The organism is Quisquiliibacterium transsilvanicum, from assembly GCF_014202215.1.
Classification (GTDB): Bacteria; Pseudomonadota; Gammaproteobacteria; order Burkholderiales; family Burkholderiaceae_E; genus Quisquiliibacterium; species Quisquiliibacterium transsilvanicum.
Genome location: NZ_JACHGB010000005.1, coordinates 44,718 through 61,278 on the forward strand (window position 1 = coordinate 44,718; position 16,561 = coordinate 61,278).

The following is a 16,561-nucleotide window of genomic DNA, read 5'->3' on the forward strand; positions in this document are numbered from 1 at the left end:
CCCGCCCTCGGCCGCCTCCCCCGGGCTCGCGGCCGGCCCGCGCGGCGCGCCACTCCCGGGCGCGCCACGCTGCGCGTCGCCCCGGTGCGGCTCAGGCGGTCGGAAGCTGCTCGAACCCCTCGAAGCCGGACGGCCCGGCCAGCGGCCGGGCCTCGACCTCGGTGACCCTTGCTGCCGGGGGTCCGCGGTGCGCCCACTCGACGAGCGCCGCGACCGCGTCGTCGTCGCCCACGGCCGCGCCCTCCACCGAACCGTCGAGCCGGTTGCGCACCCAGCCCGAGAGCCCCAGCCGCCGCGCCTCGCGGGTCATCGACGCGCGGTAGCCGACGCCCTGCACGCGTCCGCGGATGCGCAGGTGGATCGCGTTCACCGCGCCTCCTTCAGCCGCGCCAGCTTCGCCGCCAGCGAGGCCTCGGACAGCGCGCCGAGGTGCGTGTCGCGCAGTTGCCCGCGGGCGTCGTAGAAGAGGGTGGTCGGCATCGCGCGCGAACCCACCGCGCGCGCCAGCGCACCGGGCGGATCGAGCAGCACGTTGTCCAGCGCCAGCCGGCGCTCCGCGAGGAAGCCCGCCACCCGCTCCGGCGCCTCGCCCTGGTTGACGAAGGCGAAGCCCACCCCCGCCTCGGCGGCCTGCGCCGCGGCGAGCACCGGCATCTCGCGCACGCAGGGCGGACACCAGGTGGCCCACAGGTTCACCACCAGCGGCTTGCCCGCGGCCAGCTCGGCCAGCGCCACCGGCGCGCCCGAGAGCGCCTGCATCCGCGTCTCCGGCAGGCCGGGCGCCTGCTGCGTCATCAGGTGAACTGCCGCCGACAGCCCGCCCCACAGCACGGCCCCGGCCAGCAGGCCCGAGGCCAGTGGCACGCGGACCGCGGGCAGCCGGCGCGCGCGCCAGGCCGCGTACAGCAGCGCAGCGGCGATGCCGACCCAGGGCGTGAAACCGCCGTCGCGCACGTCGAGCATCGACCAGGGCTGGGCGCGGTAGGCCTCGAACCACTGCGCCACGAAGGCCACCCGGGCAGCGACCAGGCCCACCAGCAGCATGTCCGGCAGCACCGCGCCGATGCCGGCGCCGCGCGGCACGCCCCGGCGCCTGCCCACCAGCCAGCCGATCGCGAGCGCGGCCAGGAAGGCTGCCATGACCAGCAGGCGGTCGACGGAAAGGCCTAGGGGGCCGAGGTTGACGGAGAGCATCGTGCGGAACGGTTCCCGGAAAGATGGTCGGCGCAGCGCGCGCGGGCTTGCAGGAGCGTTCATGCACCGCCGGACGGACCGAAACCTGCAAGCATAATCGCGCAGCGCAGCGCAGCGCACCGCGGCCCTGCCCCGCGCGCACGCCATGACTCCAAGGAAGCTCACAGTGCCCACCCGCAGACGATTCATCCTCGGCACCCTGGCCGCCACCGGCGCGCTCGCGATCGGCTGGGGCGCGATGCCGCCCCGCCAGCGCCTGGTCACGCGCGAACCGCTGCCCGCGGCCGCCGGCCAGGTGCCGCTCAACGGCTGGGTGAAGATCGACCGCGACGACACCGTCACCGTGATGATGGCCAAGTCCGAGATGGGCCAGGGCATCCACACCGCGCTGGCCGCCATCCTGGCCGAGGAGCTGGATGCCGACTGGCCGCGGGTGCGCACCGAAATGTCGCCGATCGACCCGATCTACAACAACCTGGCCGCGGTGGTCGACGGCCTGCCCCTCCATCCGGACGAGGACGGAACGCTCAAGCGCTTCGCCGGCTGGATGACCGCGAAGGCGATGCGCGAGTTCGGCGTGATGATGACCGGCGGCTCGTCGAGCACCAAGGACCTCTGGCTGCCGATGCGCCAGGCGGGCGCGTCGGCGCGCGCGATGCTGGTGGCGGCGGCGGCGCAGCAGTGGCAGGTCGACGCCGCCGGGATCACCGTGGCGGCGGGCCTCGTCGCCCACGCTGCGTCCGGGCGGCAGGCGCGCTTCGGCGAGTTGGCCGAGGCCGCGGGCCGGCAGCCGCTGCCGGCGGACCCGCCGCTGAAGGACCCGAAGCGCTTCACCCTGCTTGGCAGGCCGCTGCGCCGCACCGACGCCGCCGACAAGATCGCCGGCCGCACCGGCTTCGGCAGCGACGTGCTGCTGCCGGGCATGCTCTACGCGGCGGTGCAGATGTGCCCGACGCTCGGCGGCAGCGTGCGCCGCCTCGACGCCGCCAAGGCGCATGCGATGCCCGGCGTGCGCAAGGTGGTGAGCTTCCCCGCGCTGAACGGCGGCACCGGCGGCGTGGCGGCGATCGCGGACACGCCCTGGCAGGCGATGCAGGCGGCGCCGGCGGTCGAGGTGGAATGGGACCACGGCGCGATGGCCGGCTTCTCCAGCGCCGCGGCGATCGAGCAGATAGCGGCGACGCTCGACCGCGAGGACGGCTTCTCCTACTACAGCACCGGCGACGTCGACGCGGCGCTGGCCACCGCCGCGAAGGTCGTCGAAGCCGAGTACCGCGCGCCCTGGCTCGCGCACACGCCGATGGAGCCGGTCAACTGCACCGTGCAGTTCCGCGACGGGCGCGCCACGGTCTGGGTGCCCACGCAGGTGCCCGGCCTGGCGCGGATGGCCGCGGCGCGCGCGCTGGGCATCGATACCGAGGCGGTCGAGGTGAAGGTGCAGTTCCTCGGCGGCGGCTTCGGACGGCGCCTGGAGGTGGACTTCGTCGCGCAGGCGGCAGCGATCGCGCTGCAGGCCGACGGCGCCCCGGTGCAGGTGCTCTGGACCCGCGAGCAGGACATCCGCCACGACGTCTACCGTCCCGCCTGCGTGTCGCGCTTCCGGGCCGGGCTGGACGCGCAGGGCGGGCTGGCCGCCTGGCGCAACACCTCGGCGGGCCAGGCGATCGTGCCGCAGGCGCTCGGCCGCCTCTTCGGCCTGCCGGGGGCCGGCCCCGACAAGACCGCGGCCGAGGGCGCCTTCGACCAGCCCTATGAGTTTCCCAACGCTCGAATCGCGCACGAAACGGTGCAGCTGCCGCTGCAGGTGGGCTTCTGGCGCGCGGTGGGCCACTCGCACCATGCCTTCTTCAAGGAAGGCTTCATGGACGAGGTGGCCGCCAGCGCGGGCAGGGACCCCGTGGCTTTCCGCGAAGCGCTGCTGCAGCGCCACCCGCGCCACCTCGCAGTGCTGCAGCGCGCGGCGGCGATGGCCGACTGGGGCTCGCCGATCGCCGCGGCCGCCGACGGCCGCAGGCGCGGCAAGGGCGTGGCGCTGCACCAGTCCTTCGGCGCGATCGTCGCGCAGGTGGCGCAGGTTTCGGTGGGCGACGACGGCGCGATCCGCGTCGAGCAAGTCTGGTGCGCGATCGACTGCGGCTTTGCGGTCAACCCCAACGTGATCCGCCAGCAGGTGGAGAGCGCGATCGTCTACGGGCTGTCGGCCGCGCTGCATGGCGAGGTGACGATCGAGGACGGCCGCGTCGTCCAGTCCAACTTCCACGACTACCCCGCGCTGCGGATCGGCGAATGCCCGGTCATCGAGACCGCCATCATCGACAGCATCGAACACCCGGAGGGGGTCGGCGAGCCGGGCCTGCCCCCGATCGCGCCCGCGGTCGCCAACGCCGTGTTCGCCGCCACCGGCCAGCGCCTGCGCGCGCTGCCCCTGAAACTGGCCTGAGGAAGCACCGATGACCACCATCAAGCTCAACGGAAAAGCGGTCGAGGTGAAGGCCGAAGCGGACACGCCGCTGCTGTGGGTGCTGCGCGGCGAGCTCGCGCTCACCGGCACCAAGTACGGCTGCGGCACCGGGCTGTGCGGCGCCTGCACCGTGCACCTGGACGGAGCGCCGGCGCGCGCCTGCGTGACGCCGCTGTCGGCGGTCGGCGGCGCCGAAGTGACCACCATCGAGGGGCTCGCGGGCCCGGAAGCGAAGGCGCTCACCGAGGCCTGGATCGACGTGGACGTGGTGCAGTGCGGCTACTGCCAGCCCGGCCAGCTGATGAGCGCGAGCGCGCTGCTGCGCCAGACCCCGCAGCCCACCGACGCGCAGATCGACGAGGCGATGTCCGGCAACATATGCCGCTGCGGCACCTACCCGCGCATCCGCGAGGCGATCCACCAGGCGGCGAAGGCGAAGGCGGGATGAGGGCTGCCGCCCAGGGGCGGCGCGCACCCTGGCGCGGGCTCGTCGGGCACGGCGTCCGCCGTTCGCCCGTTCAGAGCGACATGTTCGCCGGCGTCAGCATCGTCTTCTTCACGTGCACGCCGACGATCGCCAGCACGAAATCCGGCGGCGCGGGGCGCAGCAGCTGTGCGGTCTCCACCGACGCCTTGGTGATCAGCGCGTCGTCCTCCAGCAGGCAGAAGAACAGCGGCGGGTCGTCGTCACGGCCGCCGTTGCCGCGCGCCTCGTTCGGGCCGCGCGGCAGGCGCAGCGCGTCGAGCAGGGTCTTCAGCCGGTTGTCGATGTCGCCGCCCTCGGTGAACAGCGCGCCGTGCTGCTGCTGGCGCATCAGCAGCACCGAGATCTCCGCGTACAGGTTCAGCCGGTGCGTGACCAGCGGCGCGAAGCGCAGCCCGTCGCGCTCGACGACGATGGAATCGGCCGAGCGCTGCGAGGTGGCGTCCAGCAGCCGCGGCGCGACCGCCTCCAGCGGCTTCTCCTTCCAGAGACGCTCGAGCTGCGGGTGCAACGCGCGGCGGATCTCCCACTTGTGCGCGGCCTTCGCGCCCTGCGCGAGCAGCGGACCCTCGTAGACGAGCCTGAACTCCATCCCGACTCCGGCCTAAAAGACCAAGGGTACCGCGGGTCGCTGCGGCTTTGGCGCGGGCGGTCCCCAGGGCTCGCCGCGAGCGCGGCGCATCCGCCTCGCGCGTCGCGCTTGAGCCTTCCGCGCGGGCCGCGCATCATTCGGCGCAGCATTCCGCCGGAGATTCGACGATGACGGTGCTCAGGTTCGGCAGATACCCGGCGGACATGACCGAGATGTCCGCGCTCGGCTACGGGGCGTACTTCACCTCGCCGGAGCCGACGCTCGAGTCGATCGGCCCGGACCTGATCGTCCTGCGCGATCCGGTCAGCAGGGCCACGCAGTCGATGTACGGCAGCTTCGACTACTCGACCCCCGATGCGCTGCTTGCCAGCCGGGTGGAACGCGCGACGCTGCGCGATGGCGCAGGCGAGCTGCTGCTGGACTGGAGCGGCCTGCAGGCCACCGTGCTCGACCTGATGTCGGCGGGCGACAACGCGGCGGTGACCGCGCAGCTGCTGTCGGGGAACGACTGGATCGTCGGCGGAGCGGGCGACGACCTGCTGCGCGGCGGCGTTGCGCAATGGCGCGACGAGATGCGGGTCACGCCGGGCGTCTACCTGCAGTGGCAGCTCGACGTCTCGGACGACGGCCGCTTCGTCGCCGGCGTGGCGAACCACCTGGTCCACGAAAGCACCGGCGACGGCGACCCCACCCTCTGGCGCGACGACGTCCTGGTGCTCGACCGGCAGACGGGCGCCGAGACCTGGGTCTCGGTGCCGGCCGGGGCGCTCGACCCGATGGCAAGCGCGGGCTTCCCCAGCCTGTCGGGAGACGGCCGCTACCTGGCCTTCCAGAGCGAGGAGAACGCGCTCGCCGACCTGCCGCCCTGGCCGCGCTACGCGCAGATCTACGTGCGCGACCTGCAGACCGGGGAGCTCGTCGTCGCGTCGTCGACCGCGGACGGCACGCCGGCCGAATTCGGCGGGATGCTGCCGATGCTCTCGTCGAGCGGACGGTACCTGCTGTTCCAGTCGTCCAGCGGCGACCTGTCGCCTGATCTCGCCGGCTACGGCCCGACGCAGGTGTACGTGAAGGACCTCTGGACGGGGGCGCTCGAGCGCGCCTCCGAAACCGCCGACGGCAGCGCCGCAGACCGGGAGAGCGGCTGCGCGACGCTCTCGGCAGACGGCCGCGTGGCGGCCTTCCTCAGCCTCGCCACGAACCTGGCGCCGGGCCTCGGCGACGACGACCTGGCCTGGGTCTACGTGACAGACCTGGACAGCGGAGCGATCGAGGCGGTGGCGCCGCTGTACCCGTCGATCCCCGGCGGCACGGGCTCGGACGCCTCGTACGCAGTCGAGCGTTACCGGCCCGCGCTGTCTGCGGACGGGCGCTACGTCGCCTTCGTGAGCACCGACGCCACGCTGGTGCCCGGCGACACCAACGGCGTCGCCGACGTGTTCGTGAAGAACCTCGAGACCGGCGCGGTCGTCCGGGCATCGGTGTCGGAGAGCGGGGCGCAGCTCGCCTCCGAGTCCTACGCGCCGGAGCTCTCGGCCGACGGCCGCCTGGTGGCGTTCGCGACCGCATCGCAGGAAGTGGTGCAGCCTTCGCCGCTGTCGTACTCGAACTACTACCTGAGGGACCTCGACAGCGGCGCGGTGATGCCGATGACCTCCGGCACGCCCTTCCCCAACTCGCCGCAGGTGCTCGCGCTCGCCGCCGGCGGCAGCCTCTACGCCTACCTCGACTGGGGAGCCGGCCACCCGGAGCACCTGGTCGTCCGGGGCCTGGGCGGCACCGGCGAGGACACCATCGACGGCGGTGCGGGCCTGGACACCGTCATGCTGGCGGGCGCCGCGCAGGACTACCGGCTGCACTGGGACGGCGGCGGCCAGTGGACGGCCGCGCCCCTGGTCGCGGCGCGGGGCGCCACCGAGATCGCCGACGTCGAACGCCTGCGCTTCGCCGACAAGTCCGTGTTCATCGAAGCGCGCGAGCACGGCGGGTACGAGGACCTGCCGGATGCGCTCTGGCACTTCTTCATCGTCGCCTTCGACGCGGCGCCAGGGGTCGAGTACATGGACCAGCTCGCCGAGGCCTGGCGCTTCGGCCTCTCCGTGCCAGTGATCGTCGAGATCTTCACCTCCAAGGAACAGTTCACGGACCTCTATCCCTCGTCTCTGGGCCACCGCGAACTCGCCGAGGCCCTGGTGGCCAACATCGTCGGAGACAGCGCCGGGGCCGAGGCCCGGCTGGAAGCGATCGCCGACATCGAGGATGCGCTGGACCTCGGCTGGTCGGTGGGACAGGTGGTCCATGCGGTCTTCGGCAACCTCGCGGCCAAGGCGCCTGACGATCCGGCCTGGGGCGAGACGTCGGCGCAGTTCCAGAACGGGATCGCGGTGGCGAAGTATTACACCGAAGTGATGAACCAGTGCACCACCGACCTCGCGACGCTGCGCGCGGTGATCGACCCCGTCACTGCGTGGACCGACGTCTCGTCGCCGGACGCGATCGCCGGGCTGATCGGAGTGGCGCTGCTCGACGCGTGACCGGCCCGGCTCACCGGGGCCGGGGAAGCGGCCGCTCCCCGGCTTCGGTGGACTGGTGCAGGAAGGGCAGGATCAGCGACCGGACGTCGACGCGCGCGCCCAGGCGGGCGACCAGCAGGAAGGAGCCCACCAGCTTGCGGTGCAGGAAGATGGTCTCGGGCGGCGGCGAGCGCAGCAGCCGACGCCGGATCGCCAGGTCGAAACCGACGTCGCGCACCCGCGCGGGCAGGTCCGAGGCGCCGAAGTCGTAGCGCCCGCGATGGCGCAGCGGCTCGCAGGCGAGCAGGCAGACGTCGACCACCGCATCGATGCGCTCGGCCGCATCGCCGGCCGCCGCGTAGCCGATGCGCACCGCCTCGCGCGCGACCGCCGCGCGGTCGCCGTCGATCACCGCGCGGCTGATGCGCGCGTAGTTGGCGACGAAGTCCGGCTCGAAGTGCCGCGTGGCGCCGAAGTCCAGCAGCACCACGCGCCCGCTGTTGGGCTCATAGAGGTAGTTGGCGAGATTGGGGTCGGTCTGCATGACCCGGAACTCGAACAGCTCCCGGAACAGCAGCCGCTCCAGCAACGCGCCCACCGCGTCGCGTCGCGCCTGGGGCGCCTCGCGCAGCGCGTCCAGCGGCTGCGCCTCGATGAAGTCCATCGCCATGATGCGGGTGGTGCTCAGGTCGCGATGCACCCGCGGCACCAGCATCCCCGGCTCGTCGGCCACCAGCTGCCCGAAGTGCTCGAGGAAGCGCGCCTCGCTCACGTAGTCGGCCTCCTGCATCAGCTGGCGCTTTGCCTCGGCGGCGATGCCCGAGACATCGATCTCGATCGGCAGCAGGTCGAACATCCGCAGCAGCGTCGCCACGTTGTCGACGTCGCTGGAGATGGAGCGGGCCACGCCGGGGTACTGGATCTTCAGCGCCAGGTCGCGCCCGTCCACGGTGCGCACGCGGTGCACCTGGCCGATGGACGCCGCCGCCACCGGCTCCTCGTCGAAGTGGGCGAAGCGGCGCTGCCAGCCGGTGCCGTACTCGCGCCCGAGCACGCGGTGCAGCTGCTGCGGCGGCATCGGCGCCGCCTGCGAACGCAGCACCGACAGCGCCTGCGCGAACTGCGGCGGCAGGATGTCCTCGCCCTGCATGGAAACCAGTTGTCCAATCTTCATCGCGGCGCCGCGCATCTTGGCGAGGCGCTCCGCGAGCCGCACCGCGTTGGGGGCGGAGAGCAGCGCGCCGCGGAAGTCGGGGGCCTCGCCGCGGGCCAGGCGTTTGAGGCCTTGTGCGGCGGCACCGGCGGCGAGGCCGCCCGCAGCCATGCCCAGGCCGGCCAGGCGGCGCAGGCGGGTCTGGGGGACGGGGGCGGGCGGGGGTTTGGGGGTCTTCAAGATTCAGCCCTCGGTGCGCTCCACTCGCCACCCGCCGTCGCGCGGTCCGACGCATGGCTCACACCGGCCAGCCCGGCGGCGCGGCGACGGACGAGATCCACGACGGGGTCAGCCCACCCGATCGAGCTTGTCGAGCAGGGCCAGCGCACGCTTGGGATTGCCGCGAGCTGCGCGCGTTTCGAAGCGCACGCGAGCGTCGTAGTTGGCCAGGGCCACCGTGGCCAACTCGTCCATCAGCTTGTTGACGCTGATCGAGTTCGACTTCGCGAGTGCCTTCAGGCGCTCGTGCTTGTCGTCGGGCAAACGAATCGTCAGGGTGGACATGGGAAGACCTCCAGGCATTGGTCGGGCGTCAGAACCCGCAGCATCGGGAACTTCAGTTCGCCGCGCGCAACATCCCGCAGATTGTGCGTCACGATGGCATCGGCCTGCGCAGCCACCGCCAGCTCGATGAGGTGGTTGTCGCCTTCGTCAGGCAGATTCGGCCGCCAGGCGTAGAACACCTCGACCCAACGACAGCGGTTCATCAGGCCATCGAACACTTCGTCTCGCTCCTTGGCCGACAGTACGGAGTCCGCGAACAGCTCCGAGCGGCCCAGAACGTCTTCGTACTCAGCGAGCAATGCCGGCCCCAGCACGGGCTGGTACTGACCCCGCAGGCAGGCACGGAGCACGGCGCGCCCCGTGCCGCCGCCGCGCAGGAGCGCGGCGACCAGGACATTGGTGTCGAGAACGACCGTAGCCATAATTAATGATAGCACCTGCGCTGTCATAAATGACGAGGCGCGGTGGGCGTTCGGCACTTCTACGATCATCGTCGATTGCGTCGACCGATCCCTATCATCTGTTCCTGATGCTGAAGGATCTCAGGGACCTCTTGCGCTGAACGGCCACGGAAGGCTCGCTGACCGGATGGTCCTCGACGGCGGACGAGGAGGCCTACCGTGACCTGCAAGCGCGGCCACGCCGTGCGCAGAGCCGGCTCATCAGGCCGGGCGCAGCCGTCGAACTGTCCGGACCATGCGTTGGCGCAGCACTTCCCGCCAGTCGGCGTCGAGGTCTCCGGTTCCTGCGCCGAAAGCCCCTTCGATGGCCATCAGCAGGCCGTCCAGGTGCTGCTCCGCATCCCGCTGCGTATTTCAGCCCATCGTAGACGCCCGTTTCAGGCGATCGCAGACGGCGTTTCAGACTGATCGTGGACGATAGCGACGCGCGGCGGGCCGAGACAAGACGGATCTTGTTCTAACCCGCTTCAATGAGGCCAGGGCACGAAGTCCCGGTGATCGAAGGCCGATTGGGACGCACCCCGCCGTGCCCGCGCACGCGTGGAACACTGCGCATCGAGCGCACCGACGGCGATCTGGGGTCTCTCGAGCCTCCGAGCCGGCAGCCTGATTTCACCCAACGGGCCTCCGTGAGGCCCGTCGCGGCTCAGCCATCAACCTGCGCGGTTGATCGAACCCCGTCATGGATCCAAGCGCAAGACCTCTGTGCGGTTCCTGGAGTAGAAGCGGCCGATGACGCGGCCTCCTCGATGTCGGGCTGTCTTTCGGCCGGTCGAGGTAAAGACGCAGGACCCTTTCGGGTCCTCCGGGGCCCGGACAGACCAGCCGAATCGCGCAAAATGGAGCATGTTCAGAAAGGGCTGTTCGTATGCACTTATGAACGTGTATGATTCGTTGCACGTGCTTATGAACAGCACATTTTGCGCATTTCGAGAGAGCCATGCCGACTACCAACACCGCCTTCCCGACCCTTCAGCAAGTCCGCAACGACCTCGTGCTGCACCTGTACTCGTTCGCCTATGCCCAGGAACTCGTCGTCCGACGTGACGCGCCCCAGCGCCTGCTCGGCGTCTCCGATGATGGCCTGCCTTCCTGGCCGCGCTACGAGGAGTTCGACCTGCGCCCCTTCGTGTTCGCCCAAGACCTTGAGCGCATCTACCAGTACGCGTTCTACGGCCAGTTGACCGGTCCCATCGACGATGACGCCGAGAACGGGAACTTGGGCCGACTCGGCGCCTTCGTGGACATGACATGTGCCGGTGATGTCCAGCCGCTCCTGGAGGAACTGCAGGGCATCTTCGACGGCGATGAGCCGCACGAGAAGGCGCTGGGCCTCCAGGAGATGGTCCGCCGCGCCCGTGCGCGTTATGCGCTCGGCGCGTACTCCGAGCTCGATCTCGAAGACCTCGCGCTGCTGGCCAACGTTTCGCTGCGCACGGTACGCAACGCCCAGCACGCCTCAGGTGAATCGCGCCTGGCGACGATCCAGTCCAGGATGGCCGGCAAATCGGTGGTCGTCAGCGCAAAGGAGGCTGCCCGCTGGTTGCGAGGCCGTCAGAACTTCCAACCCACCGTCTGGGTCGGCAGCCGCGAAAGTACGCCCGCCTCGCTGGCCCCCAATGAGCTGCAGCCGTTCATACGCGCCAACTTGGCAGAGGAGTATCCGGCGGTAGGCCGCTCTGAAGTCCTCGAGTCCCTCGGGATCAAGCAAGCCCCAGCCGATCGGTTCGGCATCCAGCGCGACACCGCCTCGAGGTACCTGGATGTGCCGCGCGAGCGCCTCGACGAGATTCTCGACGGTGACGTCATGAGCATCACCGATGACGAGTGCGACAAGCTGTCGATCGGCTTGGCGGTGGACCGGAAATGGTTGGCCGCGCAGATCGACCGCGCGAGGGCGCAATCTGCCGACCATCCCGCCCCACTGGCGTTGCCCGTCTCCGGACTGGACCTCGAGGCCCTGACGCTGGACGTGGTGCTGCACGAGGCGGGCATTCGCAACGGCTACCTCGACATCGAGCGGCGCTACGCCGACCAGTTCTTCCCGCCGGATGTCTACGGCGCGCGCGGTGAGGGCGAGCACGGCGTCCCGGTCGAGCTGCATCACGACCAGGGCGGCGAACCGTGGCGCACGGATCTGCGCGTCAAGAGCAAGGCCCTCGTGAGTCCGCGTCGGAGATTCGTCGGCTACTTCACCTCACATAAGGCCAAGGCCGGCGACGTCGTGCGCTTCAAGCGCATTGGCGAGCGCAGCTACCAGCTCGAGTTCCTGTCCCGCTGAAGTCGAATCGCGGCCGCCGGGACGGGGCCGCCAACCAGGAGAAGAACGACGATGCAAACGACGATGACCGTTTCGCGTTTCGTGACCGCCGCCATCCAGGCCTCGGGCAAGACCCAGGCCCTGATCGCCCGGGAGGCCGGATTCGATCGGCCGCGCGCGCTCTCAGCGATCAAGCACGGCCGCGCCCAGTTGCCCCTGGGCAAGATCGGAGGGCTTGCGAAGTCGCTCGGCTGTGACCCGATCGAGCTCACCCGGCTGTGCATGAGCGAGTACTTCCCCGAGACCTGGGACGCGATCGCCCCCTATCTGGACGACGCATTCACCGCCGATGAGTTGGCCTTGATCCGAAACATGCGCCGCTTCGTAGGCACCCCGTACCTGACCGCCCTGAACCCGCGTGCCCAGAAGTGCCTGAACGAGTTCTTCGCCGCTGCCCGCACCTCTTCTGTCGTCCACTAAGCCAGGAACGCCCGACATGAACATGACCACGCATGCCACCGTCCGCTGCCAGCAACGGGCGATTCCCCCGATCCTCGTAGACCTGCTGCTGCAGTTCGGCTCGCAGGAATCCGCACCCGGTAACGCGCGCAAGGTGTTCTTCGACAAGGCCGCTCGGCGGCGCGTGAAGGCCTATGCCGGTCCGCTGGCTCGGGCGCTCGACGAGCACCTTGACGTCTACGCGATCGTCGCCGGCGACGACACGATCGTGACCGCCGGGCACAGGACCGAGCCCATCCGCAGGAACTGAACTGCTTATCGCAACGCCCGATCGGGCAAGGAGACACACAATCGACACTCGAGCCGTCTTTCGCGACCCCGCAATCCTCGGACTGCACCCGACGATCCGCCTGACACGGGCCCTGGACCATACGTTCTACTATCGGCACATGCACAAGCGCCTGATCGATTTCGATGTGATCGACGCGCACCGCTGGCAGCGCATTGCCGGACCCCTCGTCTACATGGTCACCGAGGCCGACGGCACACTTCGCTACATCGGTCGGCACCTGAGGGGCAATGCGCTTCATGGGCGCTGGCTGCGCCATGGCGTCGTGCATCACCAGGAAGGCTCGCGCAACCGGTACATCGGCCACCTCGACAGAGGAGCCGGTCCACTCACGGTCTGGTCAGCCAACACGCTCGAGTTGCGCCCCTACGTGCGTCTCGAAGGCAGCCCCTCGGAAGAGAAGATCGCCTGTGGACTGGAGGCGCTATGGGTCGCGCGCTGGAGGACGCAGCTCTGGAATGTGACAAAGCCGCGGCGCGTTCCAGGAGTGCTCGATGTCCTTTCCGGGACCTGAATGCAGGGGGTATCGAAGGACGATGCGGTCGGCCATCGCTGGTACACGAGCCAGTTCAAGACCGAGAACGCTGTCAGCGACCGGCATATACCGGCGCTCCGAAGGTCGCTCCGGCACCGAAAAAATCCGCCGATCGCGCCTCGAAAACTGCGGCAAAACGACCCACTGAATCAACCCATTCGGGACGCTTCACGGCAACCGCCACACTGGCCGGTATATGCCGACTCCGCCTGGCCGATTTATGCCGGCTGCTGACAGGAAGCGCTCGCCCGGGATGAACGGCAAGCCGACGGGGTCGATCGACCACGCCAGCCCCGCCCTGACATAGCTCGGCGCGTACTGGAACACCCCGTTGGGGATATCCGCCACATCGGGGGGCGCCTCGTATCGACCGACCGTGACCCACTCATGCGAATCGGGGCGCTGCAGGTAGACGTAGAAGCGCTCAGAAGTCGTCGTCATGGGCCCGCCCGCCTGCGTGAACGACGCGCTTGCCCTCGGTTTCCTGCCAGAAGCGTTGCGGAGGCACAGGCGCCACCACATCCAGGATGCCGAGAACGAGGAACGCGCGCAGGTAGTTGCCGGTCGAAGCGCCCGCGTCGCCGCGCTCCAGCCGCTGCAGGGTGGCGCGAGAGATGTTCATCCGCTCCGCAAGCTGGAGAGTGGTGATGCGCTGGGTGATGCGCTGCGCGCGGATGCAGCGGCCCCACACCCTCAGCCGCTCTTCGACTAGGGAGGGCATCGCGCCTTCCGGGGTCAGCTTCTTTGGCATTTTCGTTGACTCATAGATTTTGCATTGAATCTCGCAACGCCTGATTTATGAACCAATCCTAGACATTGAAAAGCTCATAGACAAGTCATTGAATGGACTTCCGGCTCATCTATGCGTCGTCTCGGGACCGCGTCGAGCATGTGCTGTTCGCGCTCAAGCACGAGGGCAACCGGGCCGAGATTCTGTTTGTCGACGGCGCAGCCGAGCGCTTCCACAAACGCGACGGCAAGGGCCGCACCACGCTCACCGGCTGGCAGGAGCTGCTGGAGACGGTGCGCGCCCGCCACGCCGGAGAGGCTGCCACGCTGGTAAGCCCCGCGGACATCGCCGCAAACGACTTCCAGCTGATGGTGTCGCGCTATGCGCGCTCGCAGTTGACCGATGCGGTCGATGCGGCGCTGCGGGCGGGCGAGGTGGTGCGCCTGGAGGAGCTGGTCGAGTTCATCCGGCCAGTGCCGATCAGCGCGGCGGATGCTGAGGTGAACAACCCGACGCAAGCGCTGGAGGTCGGGGTCGCCGACCTGCCGGAGTTCGGCTACATCCGCGAGCCGCAAAAGCGCGTGCAGCTAGCGTCGCTGCGCAATGAGCTGCAGCCGCTGGACATCCTGATTGCGGTGAAGGGCATGTCCACCGGGGAGGAGGGCGATGTCACGGCCTACCCGACCCCGGACGAGCTCTGGGCCAAGACCTTCGCCGAGGCGAACGCCTGGCGTGACCGCTTTGCCGCCATCCCGTTCGAGGACAAGGGCGGCGCCTGGGAAAGTCGCTACTACCAGGAAATCGCGATCCGGCGCGTGCTGGAGGCCATCAGCGAGGGCCGCGACCGGCTGCTTCTGACCCTGGCCACCGGCACGGGCAAGACCGCGATCGCCTTCCAGATCGCATGGAAGCTCTATCACAGCCGGTGGAATGTGGCCGACTGGAAGAGCGGCGCCGCGCCATCGCGCCGGCCGCGCATTCTGTTCCTGGCCGACCGCAACATCCTCGCCGATCAGGCCTACAACGCCTTCTCGGCCTTCCCCGAGGACGCGCTCGTGCGCATCGAGCCGGGCGAGATCCGAAGGCAAGGCCGGGTGCCCAAGAACGGCAGCGTCTTCTTCACCATTTTCCAGACCTTCATGAGCGGCCCGGGGGACTCTCCGTACTTCGGCGACTACCCCCCGGACTTCTTTGACTTCATCGTCATCGACGAGTGCCACCGCGGCGGCGCCAACGACGAGGGCCAGTGGCGCGCGATCCTCAACTACTTCGCGCCGGCGGTGCAGCTCGGCCTGACGGCTACGCCCAAGCGCAAGGCCAACGCCGACACCTATACGTACTTCGGCGAACCGGTCTACACCTACTCGCTCAAGGACGGCATCAACGACGGCTTCCTGACCCCCTTCAAGGTCAAGCAGATCGCGAGCACGATCGACGACTACACCTACACCCCCGATGACGCCGTGATCGCGGGCGAGGTGGTGCAGGGCAAGCGCTATGTCGAGAGCGAATTCAACCGGGTCATCGTCATCCCCGAGCGCGAGGCCTACCGGGTCAAGCTGCTCATGGGGATGATCGACCAGCGCGAGAAGACGCTGGTCTTCTGCGCAACGCAGGAGCACGCCCTGTTGATGCGTGACCTCATCAACCAGGTGAAGACGAGCACGGACCCGAACTACTGTGTGCGCGTCACCGCAGACGATGGCGCCATCGGCGACCGGTTCCTGCGCGACTTTCAGGACAATGAAAAGACCATCCCGACGATCCTGACGACCTCGCAGAAGCTCTCAACCGGCGTCGACGCGCGCAACGTACGCAACATCGTGCTCATGCGCCCGGTGAACTCGATGATCGAGTTCAAGCAGATCATCGGCCGTGGCACCCGGCTCTATGACGGGAAGGACTACTTCACGATCTACGACTTCGTGAAGGCCCACCACCACTTCGCCGATCCGGAGTGGGATGGCGAGCCGCAGGAGCCGGAGCCGCCTCGCGCCCCCCCCGAGCCGCGGCCCGAAGAGCCTGATCCGGAAGACCCTGGCCCGCTGCCCGAGCCGGAGCCGCCGCGCGTGAAGACCATGGTCAAGCTCGCGGACGGCAAGGCCCGGTCGATTCAGAGCATGACCGCAACGACCTTCTGGAGCGCCGACGGGCGCCCGATGTCGGCGGCCCAGTTCCTGGAGACGTTGTTCGGCACGCTGCCGGAGTTCTTCAAAGATGAGGACGAGTTGCGGCGGCTCTGGGGCGAGCCGGAAACCCGCAAGAAGCTACTGCATGACTTGGCCGACCGTGGCTTCGGCAAGGAGCCGTTGGCGGAGATGCAGAGAATCATCGACGCGGAGAAGAGCGACCTGTTCGACGTGCTGGCGTACGTAGCCTTTGCCAGCGCGCCGCTCTCCCGCGAGGACCGCGCCGAGGCGGCACGCCAGGCCTCAGCAGCCGAGCTGACCGACAAACAGCGCGCTTTCCTCGACTTCGTGCTGGCGCAGTACGTCGATCAGGGTGTGTATGAACTCGGCCAGGAGAAGCTGGCGCCACTGCTGCGGCTCAGATATCGCGCCCTTCCCGATGCGTTCGCTGAGCTAGGCAAGGCCGAGGACGTTCGGACGGTCTTCGTGGGTTTCCAGAAGCACTTATATCGAATTCCGAGCAGTCAAGTGTTTGTCACTTCGGGAAGTCAAGGCGGCGGCGGTGCCCCCTGAACCTACTCAAGTTCGGATACCCGTATACATCGTTGACAGAGCACTGGCCCCTCGACCCGCCGGCCCCGCCGACGCCTCATCCCATGGCGCGCGGCCCCCTGCCA

Annotated in this window: 17 protein-coding genes; 9 read left to right on the plus strand and 8 right to left on the minus strand. The window is 69.2% G+C overall.

The window, feature by feature from the left end:
• Positions 1-91: 91 nt before the first annotated feature.
• Together HNQ70_RS12675 and HNQ70_RS12680 are read right to left on the minus strand one after the other, a co-directional pair.
• Positions 92-370 (minus strand): acylphosphatase, encoded by a 279-nt coding sequence (locus tag HNQ70_RS12675; RefSeq protein WP_183968147.1) that lies wholly within the window; start codon positions 368-370, stop codon positions 92-94.
• Positions 367-1,194 (minus strand): TlpA disulfide reductase family protein, encoded by an 828-nt coding sequence (locus HNQ70_RS12680; protein WP_183968149.1) that lies wholly within the window; start codon positions 1,192-1,194, stop codon positions 367-369. Before HNQ70_RS12680 ends, HNQ70_RS12675 begins: the two co-directional genes overlap by 4 nt.
• 166 nt (positions 1,195-1,360) lie before the next feature.
• Between HNQ70_RS12680 and HNQ70_RS12685 the strand changes: the two genes are divergently transcribed.
• Positions 1,361-3,634, plus strand: coding sequence for a molybdopterin cofactor-binding domain-containing protein (locus tag HNQ70_RS12685; RefSeq protein WP_183968151.1), 2,274 nt, complete (start codon positions 1,361-1,363; stop codon positions 3,632-3,634).
• Between the two features lie 10 nt (positions 3,635-3,644).
• Positions 3,645-4,103: a (2Fe-2S)-binding protein gene (locus HNQ70_RS12690; RefSeq protein WP_183968153.1), complete on the plus strand. Its 459-nt coding sequence runs from the start codon at positions 3,645-3,647 to the stop codon at positions 4,101-4,103.
• Positions 4,104-4,173: 70 nt separating this feature from the next.
• Here the strand turns inward: HNQ70_RS12690 and HNQ70_RS12695 are convergent, their stop codons facing one another.
• Positions 4,174-4,731 (minus strand): hypothetical protein, encoded by a 558-nt coding sequence (locus tag HNQ70_RS12695; RefSeq protein ID WP_183968155.1) that lies wholly within the window; start codon positions 4,729-4,731, stop codon positions 4,174-4,176.
• A 167-nt stretch (positions 4,732-4,898) separates the two neighbouring features.
• On the opposite strand from HNQ70_RS12695, the gene HNQ70_RS12700 reads away from it, so the two are divergent.
• Entirely contained in the window at positions 4,899-7,265 is a 2,367-nt protein-coding gene (locus tag HNQ70_RS12700; RefSeq protein WP_183968157.1) for a TolB family protein, read from the plus strand.
• 10 nt (positions 7,266-7,275) lie between these two features.
• Here the strand turns inward: HNQ70_RS12700 and HNQ70_RS12705 are convergent, their stop codons facing one another.
• The 3 genes from HNQ70_RS12705 to HNQ70_RS12715 all read right to left on the minus strand — a co-directional run bounded on the left by HNQ70_RS12705 (position 7,276) and on the right by HNQ70_RS12715 (position 9,452).
• The gene (locus tag HNQ70_RS12705; RefSeq protein WP_221302801.1) at positions 7,276-8,637 is read right to left on the minus strand and encodes an ABC1 kinase family protein; all 1,362 of its coding nucleotides are present in this window, start codon (positions 8,635-8,637) and stop codon (positions 7,276-7,278) included.
• Positions 8,638-8,745: 108 nt separating this feature from the next.
• Positions 8,746-8,961: a toxin-antitoxin system HicB family antitoxin gene (locus tag HNQ70_RS12710; RefSeq protein ID WP_183968159.1), complete on the minus strand. Its 216-nt coding sequence runs from the start codon at positions 8,959-8,961 to the stop codon at positions 8,746-8,748.
• Positions 8,949-9,452 carry a putative toxin-antitoxin system toxin component, PIN family gene (locus HNQ70_RS12715; protein WP_221302802.1) on the minus strand — a complete coding sequence of 168 codons (504 nt, stop codon included), beginning with the start codon at positions 9,450-9,452 and terminating at the stop codon, positions 8,949-8,951. The genes HNQ70_RS12710 and HNQ70_RS12715 overlap by 13 nt, the downstream gene beginning before the upstream one ends.
• Positions 9,453-9,581: 129 nt before the next feature.
• Here HNQ70_RS12715 and HNQ70_RS12720 point away from each other — a divergent pair, with 129 nt between their 5' ends.
• The 5 genes from HNQ70_RS12720 (at position 9,582) to HNQ70_RS12740 (ending at position 13,004) form a co-directional block, all read left to right on the plus strand.
• Positions 9,582-9,830 carry a hypothetical protein gene (locus HNQ70_RS12720; protein WP_183968160.1) on the plus strand — a complete coding sequence of 83 codons (249 nt, stop codon included), beginning with the start codon at positions 9,582-9,584 and terminating at the stop codon, positions 9,828-9,830.
• A gap of 532 nt (positions 9,831-10,362) precedes the next feature.
• Positions 10,363-11,703: a DNA binding protein gene (locus HNQ70_RS12725; RefSeq protein WP_183968162.1), complete on the plus strand. Its 1,341-nt coding sequence runs from the start codon at positions 10,363-10,365 to the stop codon at positions 11,701-11,703.
• A 51-nt stretch (positions 11,704-11,754) separates the two neighbouring features.
• Positions 11,755-12,162 (plus strand): helix-turn-helix domain-containing protein, encoded by a 408-nt coding sequence (locus HNQ70_RS12730; protein WP_183968164.1) that lies wholly within the window; start codon positions 11,755-11,757, stop codon positions 12,160-12,162.
• A gap of 16 nt (positions 12,163-12,178) precedes the next feature.
• Positions 12,179-12,451: a hypothetical protein gene (locus HNQ70_RS12735; RefSeq protein ID WP_246434954.1), complete on the plus strand. Its 273-nt coding sequence runs from the start codon at positions 12,179-12,181 to the stop codon at positions 12,449-12,451.
• A gap of 139 nt (positions 12,452-12,590) precedes the next feature.
• Positions 12,591-13,004: a hypothetical protein gene (locus tag HNQ70_RS12740; RefSeq protein ID WP_183968166.1), complete on the plus strand. Its 414-nt coding sequence runs from the start codon at positions 12,591-12,593 to the stop codon at positions 13,002-13,004.
• A 189-nt stretch (positions 13,005-13,193) separates the two neighbouring features.
• On the opposite strand, the gene HNQ70_RS12745 is transcribed toward HNQ70_RS12740, so the two are convergent.
• Both HNQ70_RS12745 and HNQ70_RS12750 read right to left on the minus strand, forming a co-directional pair.
• Positions 13,194-13,466 (minus strand): hypothetical protein, encoded by a 273-nt coding sequence (locus HNQ70_RS12745; protein WP_183968168.1) that lies wholly within the window; start codon positions 13,464-13,466, stop codon positions 13,194-13,196.
• Positions 13,450-13,746, minus strand: a complete 297-nt coding sequence (locus HNQ70_RS12750; protein WP_183968170.1) for a helix-turn-helix domain-containing protein — start codon at positions 13,744-13,746, stop codon at positions 13,450-13,452. The genes HNQ70_RS12745 and HNQ70_RS12750 overlap by 17 nt, the downstream gene beginning before the upstream one ends.
• Before the next feature lie 122 nt (positions 13,747-13,868).
• Between HNQ70_RS12750 and hsdR the strand changes: the two genes are divergently transcribed.
• Entirely contained in the window at positions 13,869-16,457 is a 2,589-nt protein-coding gene (gene hsdR, locus HNQ70_RS12755) for an EcoAI/FtnUII family type I restriction enzme subunit R (RefSeq protein ID WP_221302803.1), read from the plus strand.
• Positions 16,458-16,561: the final 104 nt, after the last annotated feature.

Excerpts from the sequence above, each read along its gene's own strand:
- HNQ70_RS12680 (WP_183968149.1), bottom strand. The coding sequence starts at position 1,194 with ATGCTCTCCGTCAACCTCGGCCCCCTAGGCCTTTCCGTCGACCGCCTG.
- HNQ70_RS12690 (WP_183968153.1), top strand. The coding sequence starts at position 3,645 with ATGACCACCATCAAGCTCAACGGAAAAGCGGTCGAGGTGAAGGCCGAA.
- HNQ70_RS12695 (WP_183968155.1), bottom strand. The coding sequence starts at position 4,731 with ATGGAGTTCAGGCTCGTCTACGAGGGTCCGCTGCTCGCGCAGGGCGCG.
- HNQ70_RS12700 (WP_183968157.1), top strand. The coding sequence starts at position 4,899 with ATGACGGTGCTCAGGTTCGGCAGATACCCGGCGGACATGACCGAGATG.
- HNQ70_RS12710 (WP_183968159.1), bottom strand. The coding sequence starts at position 8,961 with ATGTCCACCCTGACGATTCGTTTGCCCGACGACAAGCACGAGCGCCTG.
- HNQ70_RS12715 (WP_221302802.1), bottom strand. The coding sequence starts at position 9,452 with ATGATCGTAGAAGTGCCGAACGCCCACCGCGCCTCGTCATTTATGACA.
- HNQ70_RS12725 (WP_183968162.1), top strand. The coding sequence starts at position 10,363 with ATGCCGACTACCAACACCGCCTTCCCGACCCTTCAGCAAGTCCGCAAC.
- HNQ70_RS12730 (WP_183968164.1), top strand. The coding sequence starts at position 11,755 with ATGCAAACGACGATGACCGTTTCGCGTTTCGTGACCGCCGCCATCCAG.
- HNQ70_RS12735 (WP_246434954.1), top strand. The coding sequence starts at position 12,179 with ATGAACATGACCACGCATGCCACCGTCCGCTGCCAGCAACGGGCGATT.
- HNQ70_RS12740 (WP_183968166.1), top strand. The coding sequence starts at position 12,591 with ATGCACAAGCGCCTGATCGATTTCGATGTGATCGACGCGCACCGCTGG.
- HNQ70_RS12745 (WP_183968168.1), bottom strand. The coding sequence starts at position 13,466 with ATGACGACGACTTCTGAGCGCTTCTACGTCTACCTGCAGCGCCCCGAT.
- HNQ70_RS12750 (WP_183968170.1), bottom strand. The coding sequence starts at position 13,746 with ATGCCCTCCCTAGTCGAAGAGCGGCTGAGGGTGTGGGGCCGCTGCATC.
- hsdR (WP_221302803.1), top strand. The coding sequence starts at position 13,869 with ATGGACTTCCGGCTCATCTATGCGTCGTCTCGGGACCGCGTCGAGCAT.